The organism is Streptomyces sp. UNOB3_S3 (genome assembly GCF_020740895.1).
Taxonomy (GTDB): domain Bacteria; phylum Actinomycetota; class Actinomycetes; order Streptomycetales; family Streptomycetaceae; genus Streptomyces.
The window spans coordinates 1-9,440 of record NZ_JAILXP010000286.1 but is presented as its reverse complement, the minus strand read 5'-3'; the positions used below and the strand labels follow the sequence as shown (position 1 = coordinate 9,440).

The 9,440-nt window shown below is 72.4% G+C and carries 9 protein-coding genes; 4 read left to right on the top strand and 5 right to left on the bottom strand.

Annotation, left to right across the window (positions count from 1 at the left end; translation table 11 throughout):
* Positions 1-17 precede the first annotated feature (17 nt).
* Complete coding sequence (locus K6I33_RS25905; protein WP_229356945.1) at positions 18-1,070, bottom strand: zinc-binding dehydrogenase; 1,053 nt, start codon at positions 1,068-1,070, stop codon at positions 18-20.
* Positions 1,071-1,175: 105 nt separating this feature from the next.
* Here K6I33_RS25905 and K6I33_RS25900 point away from each other — a divergent pair, with 105 nt between their 5' ends.
* Entirely contained in the window at positions 1,176-1,778 is a 603-nt protein-coding gene (locus K6I33_RS25900) for a TetR/AcrR family transcriptional regulator (RefSeq protein ID WP_229356944.1), read from the top strand.
* 101 nt (positions 1,779-1,879) lie between these two features.
* Here K6I33_RS25900 and K6I33_RS25895 read toward each other — a convergent pair whose 3' ends face one another.
* The 4 genes from K6I33_RS25895 to K6I33_RS25880 form a co-directional block, all read right to left on the bottom strand.
* A complete protein-coding gene (locus K6I33_RS25895; RefSeq protein ID WP_229356943.1) occupies positions 1,880-3,157 on the bottom strand; it encodes a haloacid dehalogenase-like hydrolase in 1,278 nt (425 codons plus the stop codon).
* Between the two features lie 106 nt (positions 3,158-3,263).
* A complete protein-coding gene (locus tag K6I33_RS25890) occupies positions 3,264-4,049 on the bottom strand; it encodes a 3-oxoacyl-ACP reductase (protein ID WP_229356942.1) in 786 nt (261 codons plus the stop codon).
* Positions 4,046-5,437, bottom strand: a complete 1,392-nt coding sequence (locus K6I33_RS25885; protein ID WP_229356941.1) for an aldehyde dehydrogenase — start codon at positions 5,435-5,437, stop codon at positions 4,046-4,048. The genes K6I33_RS25890 and K6I33_RS25885 overlap by 4 nt, the downstream gene beginning before the upstream one ends.
* An 11-nt stretch (positions 5,438-5,448) precedes the next feature.
* Positions 5,449-6,816 (bottom strand): glutamine synthetase family protein, encoded by a 1,368-nt coding sequence (locus K6I33_RS25880; protein WP_229356940.1) that lies wholly within the window; start codon positions 6,814-6,816, stop codon positions 5,449-5,451.
* A gap of 71 nt (positions 6,817-6,887) precedes the next feature.
* Here K6I33_RS25880 and K6I33_RS25875 point away from each other — a divergent pair, with 71 nt between their 5' ends.
* The 3 genes from K6I33_RS25875 to K6I33_RS25865 form a co-directional block, all read left to right on the top strand.
* Positions 6,888-7,658 carry a FadR/GntR family transcriptional regulator gene (locus K6I33_RS25875; RefSeq protein ID WP_229356939.1) on the top strand — a complete coding sequence of 257 codons (771 nt, stop codon included), beginning with the start codon at positions 6,888-6,890 and terminating at the stop codon, positions 7,656-7,658.
* A 120-nt stretch (positions 7,659-7,778) separates the two neighbouring features.
* Positions 7,779-9,227 (top strand): ethanolamine permease, encoded by a 1,449-nt coding sequence (eat, locus tag K6I33_RS25870; RefSeq protein ID WP_229356938.1) that lies wholly within the window; start codon positions 7,779-7,781, stop codon positions 9,225-9,227.
* Positions 9,224-9,440: gamma-glutamyl-gamma-aminobutyrate hydrolase family protein (locus K6I33_RS25865; protein WP_229356937.1), on the top strand; the 217-nt coding region annotated here is incomplete at its 3' end. The genes eat and K6I33_RS25865, both read left to right, overlap by 4 nt.

Here is a 9,440-nt window from a genome sequence, read left to right as displayed (position 1 = left end):
CCCACAAACCCCGACCCTTACGGCACGAGGATCAGCCGGATCGGGTCGCCCTCCTTCTTCTGGAGCCGCTCGACCCCGGCGGCGGCCTCGGCGAGCGGGAGCGTCCCGCTGATGGACCGGCCGAGGTCGAGCCGGTGGAGGCGGGCGAGCTCGACGAGTTCGCTCACATGGCCCGGCTGCGAGCCGTAGTGGCCGAGGATCCGCTGCTGCTTGAAGCTGAACCCGATGCTGTCGCTGATGGTCAGCGGGGCCGGGTGGAGGCCGACCAGCACCAGGCGGCCGTCCAGGGCGAGGCAGCGCGCGGCCTGCTCGCGCACGGCGGGGACGCCGGCCATGTCGAGGGCGAGGTCCAGGCCGTGCCCACCGGTGGCGGCGAGGATCTTCCGGTGCGCCTCGGGGTCCATGGCGTCCACGGCGAGGTCGGCGCCGAAGTCGAGCGCCCGCTGCCGGGCGGCCGGGAGCGGGTCGATTGCGATGATCGGTGCCGCCCCCGCGAGGCGCAGCAGCTGGACGGCGTGGGCGCCGAGGCCGCCCGCGCCCCAGACCCCGGCGGGGCGGGCGGGGCGGACCTGTCCAGTACGGGTGATGGCGGCCCAGGGGGTGGAGACGGCGTCCGGGATGATCGCGGCCTGGTCGAAGGGCAGGTCATCGGGGAGGGCGACCAGGGTGTGGTGGGCGGCCAGGGCGTATTCGGCCCAGCCGCCGTCGTAGTCGACGCCGCGGGTGCGCAGCTGGAGGCACGGCTCGGTGAAGCGGACGCAGGAGGCGCAGCTCCCGCAGCGCTCGCCCGCCTGGAGGACGACGCGCCGCCCCACGGTCCACTCCTCGGGGACGCCGGGGCCGAAGGAGTCGATGACGCCGGCGGTCTCGTGGCCGAGGGTGACCTTGTCGGCCGTGGCGAAGACGGGCTTGAGGCTGCCGTCGATGAGGTGGACGTCCGAGAGGCAGATGCCGGCCGCCTCGACCTTGATCCGGACCTGGCCGGGGCCGGGCTCGGGTACGGGGATCTCCTCGACGGCGAAGCGGCCCGAGCGCAGGTCGAGCCGGCCGGCGAGCATCGTGTCGGACATGGCGGTGGCCTCCTGTGGACGAAACGAATACATCTTGTATCGGATACATCATGCATCCGATACAAGATGTATCGTAGACCTCCCAGGGAGAAGAGGGCAGGGTTCATGCCGAAGTCGCCGACGAAAACGCGTCCGCAAACGGTCGGGAAGCTGCGGGAGAGCGCCCGGGCGCTCTTCACCGACAAGGGCTTCCACGCCACGTCGATCAGCGACATCTGCGAGGGCGCGGGGCTGACGCGCGGGGCCTTCTACTCGAACTTCCGGGACAAGGAGGAGCTGTTCCTCGCGCTCTACGACGACCACGCCGAGCGGCTGGTGGCCGGGGTGGACGCGGCGCTGGCGGCGCTGCCGGAGGGCGCCGACCCCTTCGCCGTCCTGCTGGAGCACCTGGCCGCCCGTGGCGAGGAGAGCAGGCGCTGGTTCCTCGCGTCGATGGAGTTCACGCTGCAGGCGATGCGCGACCCGGCCCTCGCCCGGGAGCTCGCGACGCACGAGGAGCGCGTGATCACGGCGCTGACGGGCCTGATGGAACGGCTGCTGGCCCGGGCGGGCCGTACGCCCGCCCTCGACCCCGCCGATCTGACACGACTGGCGGTCGCCCTCCACGAGGGCCTGACACTGCTGCGGCTGACCGAGGCCGCCCGGGGCGGGGACGACAGCCTCCCGGACCGCCTGCTGCCGCACCTGATGCGGGTGCTGACGGCCTGACGGCCCAGCCGTAACGACCGCGGGGACCGGTGGCACATGGCCACCGGTCCCCGCAGCGGAATTCTCGCGAAGGAACGTTCCTTCAATCGGTGAGAAGCCGGTCAGAACGCCGCCTTGTCCACCTGATCCGGGATCACGCTGCCGTCGGCGCGCCGCACCGGCACCTTGGTGCCGTCGGCGGCCGTGGCGCCCGTGGTCGAGCACGGGTACGCACCGGACTTGCGCGGCATCGGGTCGATGAACATCGGGTTGGCCACCCAGCGGCCGTCGGCGTCGTCGAACGCGCGGCACATCAGCTCGGACTTGTTGCGGTTGATGGCGACGTGCGCGCCGGTCGCGTCGTTCACGAACGTCACGTCGGTGTCGGCGTCGCCCGCGCCGAGCGCGATGCGGTGGGCCGGGTCCTGCTGCTTCCAGGCGGCGGCGCCCTTGATCTTGAAGATCTCCTGGTTGATCATGCAGCGCTTGCCGTCCATGTACGGCAGCGCGTCACCGCGCCCGGTCTCGACACCGCCGCAGCCCTTGATGACAGGGGTCAGCCGGCCGTGCTTGGTGACATTGCGGATGCCGATGGTGTGCTTCCGGTCGAGGCCCACCCCGTCGGACCAGGCCTCGGCGATCGGCTCGGAGGAGGCCGAGACGATGTAGACGTCGAAACCGGCCGCCTTGAGCGTACGGATCAGGTCCTTCTGCTGGTCGTAGTAGCGCACGTACCCGGCGAGGGTGTGGGTGCCGACCTTCTGCGTCGCGCCGACGGGCGCGGCGAGCTGCTCGGCGCGGGCCTGGCGGGCGAAGGAGGTGAGCGCGGCCGGGGTGTGGCCGGCGAAGAGCTGCGGGATCCAGGCGTAGCCGGGGACCGTGCGGCGGTGGTTCCAGTCGCCGGCGAAGGCGTCCTCGCCCGCCATGGTCTTCGACTTCTCGCGGATCTCGAAGATCTCGTCGGCGCAGGCGGTGTTCTTCGAGGTGGGCAGCGGGCGGCCGACGCGGACGGCCGTGCCGCAGGCCTTGGTGAGCGCCTTGTCCGCGGCGGGGGTCAGGAAGGCGTTGGTGTCCGTCCAGTGCGCGGGCCGCAGGATCTTGTCGTGCTTCAGGGCCCAGGCGAGGGTCGCGTCCGTGATGTCGTTCTTGACGACGGTGTTGTCCCAGTCGAACGCGGCGACCGGGCGCGGGCCGCGCTTGCCGGAGCAGGTGCCGCGCTCGTCGATCATCTTCTGCAGCTTGGCGCGGTTGTCACCGAACCACGGGAGCTTGGTGTCGAGCTGAGGGCAGTTCGCGCGGGGGGCGCGGTCGTGGGCGGGGGCCGCGCCGGCGGGGACGGGCGCGGCGGCGAGGGCGGCGGCGGTGGCAAGGCCGACGACTATGGCGGACGTGGTGCGCATGAGCTCTCTTTGGTGCGTGTGACGGACGGGGACACAAGCGGGGACCGGCCGGCCGGCGCCGGATCCTGGACCGGCCGGCCGGTTTCCCGGCTTTCGATCATGGACCCTACAACGGGGTCACATAGGCCCCCGCGATGCCTCCGTCCACGAGGAACTCGGCGGCGTTCACGAAGGACGAGTCGTCGCTGGCCAGGAAGGCGACGGCGGCCGCGATCTCCTCCGGCTCGGCGAACCGTCCCACGGGCACGTGCACCAGCCGGCGGGCCGCGCGCTCCGGGTCCTTGGCGAACAGTTCCTTGAGCAGCGGGGTGTTCACCGGCCCCGGGCACAGCGCGTTGACCCGGATGCCCTCGCGGGCGAACTGCACCCCGAGCTCGCGGGACATCGCCAGCACGCCGCCCTTGGAGGCGGTGTAGCTGATCTGCGAGGTGGCCGCGCCCATCACGGCCACGAAGGAGGCGGTGTTGATGATGGACCCCCGGCCCTGCCGCCGCATATGGGGCAGCGCGGCCTTGCAGCAGAGGTAGACGGAGGTGAGGTTGACCTCCTGGACCCGCTTCCAGGCCTCCAGGCCGGTGGTGAGGATGGAGTCGTCCTCGGGCGGCGAGATCCCGGCGTTGTTGAAGGCGATGTCGACGGACCCATAGGTCTCGTACGCCGCCTGGAAGAGCGCCTCGACCTGCCCGGGGTCGGTCACGTCGGTCCGGACGAAGAGCCCGCCGACCTCGTCGGCCGCGGCCTTGCCGGCGTTCTCGTCGATGTCGGCGCAGACGACGTGGGCGCCTTCGGAGGCGAGCCGCCGGGCGCTGGCCAGGCCGATGCCGCTGCCTGCTCCGGTGACGACGGCGGTGCGGCCGACGAGGCGGCGGCAGACGGCTTGCTGGTCGGTCACTTGCTCTCCTCAAGGGGGTCGACAAGGGGATCGATGGCGACGAACACGTTCTTGGTCTCGGTGAACGCGGCGAGCGCGCCCGGGCCCAGCTCCCGGCCGAGGCCGGACCGCTTGAAGCCGCCGAAGGGGGTCCAGTAGCGGACGCTGCTGTGGGAGTTGACGGAGAGGTTGCCGGCGGCGACGGCCCGGGAGACCCGCAGGGCGCGGGAGACGTCCCGGGTCCAGACCGAGCCGGACAGCCCGTACTCGGTGGCGTTGGCGAGGCGTACCGCCTCGGCCTCGTCCTCGAAGGGGATGACGACGGCGACCGGCCCGAAGACCTCCTCGACGGCGACCCGGTCGTCCGGGCCCGCCTCCAGGACGGTCGCGGGGTACCAGAAGCCCTTGCCGGCGGGCACCTCGCCGCGGATGAGCGCCGGGGCGCCCTCGGGGACGTACGACCGTACGCGCTCGCGGTGCGCGGCGGAGATCAGCGGGCCCATCCGCGTGGCCGGGTCGGTGGGGTCGCCGACGGTGAAGGACTTCACGGCCGGTTCCAGCAGCTCCAGAAAGCGGTCGTACACGGACCGCTGGACGAGGACGCGGCTTCGGGCGCAGCAGTCCTGGCCGGTGTTGTCGAGGAAGGAGTCCGGGGCTGCGGCCGCGGCGCGCTCGATGTCGGCGTCGGCGAAGACGATGTTGGGGCTCTTGCCACCGAGTTCGAGCGTCACCCGCTTCACCCGCTCCGCGCAGGTGGCCATGATGCTCCGGCCGACGGCGGTGGAGCCGGTGAAGACGACCTTGGCGACGCCGGGGTGCCGGACGAGCGCGTCCCCGGCCACCGGGCCCGCGCCCGGGAGCACCTGGAACAGCCCTTCCGGAAGCCCCGCTTCCAGGGCGAGGGCGGCAAGGCGGAGCGCGGTGAGCGGCGTGGTCTCGGCGGGCTTGAGGACGACGGCGTTCCCGGCGGCCAGCGCGGGGGCCAGGCCCCAGGCGGCGATGGGCATCGGGAAGTTCCACGGGGCGATGACGGCGACGACGCCGAGCGGTTCGTGGAAGGTGACGTCGAGCCCGCCGGGTACGGGGATCTGGGCGCCGGTCAGCCGTTCCACTCCCCCGGCGGCGTACTCCAGCAGGTCGCGGACGTTCCCCGCCTCCCAGCGGGCGTTGCCGATCGGGTGGCCCGCCTCGCGGACCTCCAGCTGTGCGAGTTCCTCCAGGTGCGCGTCGACCGCGTCGGCGAAGCGGCGCAGCTGCCGGGCCCGGTCGCCGGGGGCGAGGGCGGCCCAGCGGTGCTGGGCGCCGGCGGCGCGTCGTACGGCCGCGTCCACGTCCTCGGGCGTGGCCGCCGGGACGGTGGCGACCGGTTCCTCGGTCGCCGGGTTCACGATGTCGTGCGTCTCCTGCACTGTACGGATCCTCACATCCGCTCGAAGGAGCGGAACCGCTCCCAGTCCGTGACGGCGGTGTCGTACGCGTCCTGCTCGACACGCGCCATGTTCAGGTAGTGCTCCACGACCTCGTCGCCGAACGCGGCCCTGGCCAGGGGGCTCGCCTCCCACAGGGCCGCGGCCTCCCGCAGGGTGGCGGGGACGTGCGCCGCGTCGCCCCGGTAGGCGTTGCCGGTGCAGACCTCCGGCGGCTCCAGCTCCCGCTCTATGCCGTACAGCCCGGCGGCGACCATGCCGGCGACGGCCAGATAGGGGTTGACGTCGCCGCCGGGCAGCCGGTTCTCGAAGCGGAGCGAATGGCCGTGGCCGACGACGCGCAGGGAGCAGGTGCGGTTGTCGGGACCCCAGGCGACGGCGGTGGGGGCGAAGGAGCCGGGGCGGAAGCGCTTGTAGGAGTTGATGTTCGGCGCGTAGAGGAGGGTGAACTCCCGCAGGGCGGCGAGCTGTCCGGCGAGGAAGTGCCGCATGATCCGCGACATCCCGTACGGGCCCTCATCGCCCGCGAAGACGGGCCGCCCGGCCTCGTCGCGCAGCGAGAGGTGGATGTGGCAGGAATTGCCCTCGCGCTCGTCGTACTTGGCCATGAAGGTGAGCGCCATGCCCTCCTGGGCGGCGATCTCCTTGGCGCCGGTCTTGTAGACGGCGTGCTGGTCGCAGGTGGTGAGCGCCTCGTCGTAGCGGAAGGCGATCTCGTGCTGGCCGAGGTTGCACTCCCCCTTGGCGGACTCCACGGTCATGCCGGCCGCGCCCATCTCGTTGCGGATCCGGCGCAGCAGGGGCTCGACGCGGCCGGTGCCGAGGACGGAGTAGTCGGTGTTGTACTGGTTGGCGGGGGTCATGTCGCGGTAGCCGCGGTTCCAGGCGTTCTCGTAGCTGTCCTTGAAGACGATGAACTCCAGCTCCGTGCCCACGTGCGCGCTCCAGCCGTGCTCGGCCAGCCGGTCCAGCTGGCGGCGGAGGATCTGGCGCGGGGAGGCGAGGACGGGTGAGCCGTCGTGCCAGGCGAGGTCGGCGGTGACGAGCGCGGTGCCGGGGTGCCAGGGGGTGCGGCGCAGGGTGGTGAGGTCCGGGCGCATGGCGAAGTCGCCGTAGCCTCGCTCCCAGGACGACATGGCGTAGCCGCCGACGGTGTTGAGGTCGACGTCCACGGCGAGGAGGTAGTTGCAGCCCTCCGTGCCGTGCTCCAGGACCTCGTCGAGGAAGAACCGGGCGGCGAACCGCTTTCCCTGGAGCCGTCCCTGCATGTCCGTGAAGGCGAGGACGACGGTGTCGATCTCCCCGGAATCGACGAGCCGGCGCAGCTCGTCGACCGTGAGCGGGGGCGTGCGGTCAGCCACGGTGTGCCTCCTGTCGGTGCGTCCGGGGGTCTTAAGGTAGGCCCGTAGACCATTGGTTGGGAAGGGGGACCATGAACGGAAGCGTGAACGGAACCGCTAGCGGCAGCGTGAACGACAGCGTGACGGGCCGGCTGTCGCCGGTGCTGCGGCCGGTCCGCGCGGGCAACGGCTTCGAGGAGACGCTGGAGCAGATACTCCAGATCATCCGGCTGGGCCTGGTGGCCGAGGGCGAACGACTTCCGGCCGAACGCGAGTTGGCCGAGCGGCTGCGGGTCAGCCGGGTGACGCTGCGCGAGGTGCTGAAGGTCCTGGCGGACCAGGGCCTGGTGGAGAGCCGGCGCGGCCGCTACGGCGGCACGTTCGTGCTCCCCCGCCCGGCGACGGCCGGCGAGGACGAACTGCGCCGGAGGCTGGCGGGGGTGGACGTCGAGGACGTGCTGCGCTTCCGCGAGGTGCTGGAGGTGGGCGCGGCGGGGCTGTGCGCCGCGCACGGGACGGCCGGCGCCGGAGCCGGCGAGGGGGCGGCGCGGCTGCGGGCGGTGCTGGCCGCGACGCACGACGCGCCGCTGGCCGACTACCGCCGCCGGGACACCCTGTTCCACCTGACCGTGGCCGAACTGTCCGGGTCCCCCACGCTCGCCGCCCAGTACGCTGCCGTGCGGGCCACGGTCAACGACCTGCTGGACTGCATCCCGCTGCTGGTGCGCAACCTGGAACACTCCCAGCGGCAGCACACCGCGCTGGTGGAGGCCATGCTGGACGGGGACGCGGACGGGGCGCGCGAGGTCATGCGGGAGCACTGCCACGGCACGGCGGCGCTGCTGCGGGGCTTCCTGGCGTGAGGGGGCCCGGCGCCCGGGTTCGTAACCCCGGTTTAACGCACAGGGGTTGCGCGGCGGCCGTCGGCACCACAAAGGTATGGCGCGAAACCTTTGCCTGATACCTCGCCGTCAGGAGCGCCCATGGCCGAACGCACGGTTTCCCCCGGCTCCTCCCCGGGCTCCTCCTCCGGATATCTGGAGAAGCGCTCCCTGCGCCGGGGCAGCGCGGGCCCGCTGCTCCTCACCGGCCTGGGCGTGGCCTATGTCGTCTCCGGCGACTACTCCGGCTGGAACTTCGGCCTCGCCCACGGCGGATTCGGCGGGCTCGCCGTCGCCGCCGCGCTGATGGGCCTGATGTACACGTGCATGGTCTTCGCCCTCGCCGAGCTCGCCGCGATCCTCCCCACGGCGGGCGGCGGCTACGGCTTCGCGCGCCGCGCCCTGGGCCCCTGGGGCGGGTTCCTCACGGGAACGGCCATCCTCATCGAGTACGTCCTGGCTCCCGCCGCCATCTCCATCTTCATCGGCGACTACGTGGAATCCCTGCGCCTGTTCGGCCTCACGTCGAGCTGGCCGGTGTACTTGTGCTGCTTCGTCGTCTTCATAGGCATCCACCTGTGGGGCGTGGGCGAGGCCCTGCGCTTCAGCTTCCTGGTGACGGGGGTGGCGGTGGCGGCTCTGCTCGTCTTCGCGGCGGGCGCCTTCACGGACTTCGACACCGGTCGGCTGAACGACATCCCGGCCGACCCGCACGCCTTCGGCTCGTCCTCCTGGCTGCCGTTCGGCCTGCTGGGCATCTGGGCGGCGTTCCCGTTCGGGATGTGGTTCTTCCTCGGCGTCGAGGGCGTACCGCTGGCCGCCGAGGAGACCCGTGACCCGGCCCGTACCCTGCCGAGGGCCATGGCCACGTCCATGGGCATCCTGCTGCTCCTGGCCCTGCTCACCTTCCTGGCCGCCACCGGCGCGGGCGGCGCGAACGCCCTCCAGGAGGCCGGCAATCCGCTCGTCACCGCCCTGGACGCCGACGGCGGGGGCCGGGTCCTGGCCAGGGTCGTCAACTACGCGGGCCTCGCCGGACTGATCGCCTCCTTCTTCTCCCTCATCTACGCCGGCTCCCGCCAGCTCTTCGCCCTCTCCCGCGCCGGCTACCTCCCCCGTGTCCTCTCCCTCACCAGCCGCCGCAAGGCCCCCTGGCTCGGCCTGCTCGTCCCGGGCACGATCGGCTTCACCCTGGCCGCGGCCACGGGCGACGGGGCGCGGATGCTCAACGTGGCCGTCTTCGGCGCCACCATCTCCTACGCGCTGATGTCCCTCTCCCACATCGTCCTGCGCCGCCGCGAACCGGCCCTGCCCCGGCCCTACCGCACCCCGGGCGGCGTGGCCACCTCGACCACGGCCTTCGTCCTGGCCTGCGCGGCGCTGGTGGCGACCTTCCTGGTCGACGTCACGGCGGCGCTCATCGCCCTGGCCGTCTACGCGGTCGCCGCCGGCTACTTCGCCCTCTACAGCCGGCACCGGCTGGTGGCGAACGCGCCCGAGGAGGAGTTCGCGGCCCTGGCGGCGGCGGAGGAGGAGCTGACCCGAGAATGACCGCACGAGGAAGGAAGACCATGGGCATGCCCCTCATCGGCGTCACCACATACCTCACCCGGGCCCGCTGGGGCGTGGCCTGGGACCTCCCGGCCGCCCTCCTCCCCGCCGCGTACCCGGCACACGTCCAGCGGGCGGGCGGCCTGACGGTGATGCTGCCCCCGGACGACCCGTCCACCGCCCCCGCCGTCCTGGCCCTGTCCCTTATACACA

Excerpts from the sequence above, each read along its gene's own strand:
- K6I33_RS25900 (WP_229356944.1), top strand. The coding sequence starts at position 1,176 with ATGCCGAAGTCGCCGACGAAAACGCGTCCGCAAACGGTCGGGAAGCTG.
- eat (WP_229356938.1), top strand. The coding sequence starts at position 7,779 with ATGGCCGAACGCACGGTTTCCCCCGGCTCCTCCCCGGGCTCCTCCTCC.
- K6I33_RS25875 (WP_229356939.1), top strand. The coding sequence starts at position 6,888 with ATGAACGGAAGCGTGAACGGAACCGCTAGCGGCAGCGTGAACGACAGC.
- K6I33_RS25895 (WP_229356943.1), bottom strand. The coding sequence starts at position 3,157 with ATGCGCACCACGTCCGCCATAGTCGTCGGCCTTGCCACCGCCGCCGCC.
- K6I33_RS25905 (WP_229356945.1), bottom strand. The coding sequence starts at position 1,070 with ATGTCCGACACGATGCTCGCCGGCCGGCTCGACCTGCGCTCGGGCCGC.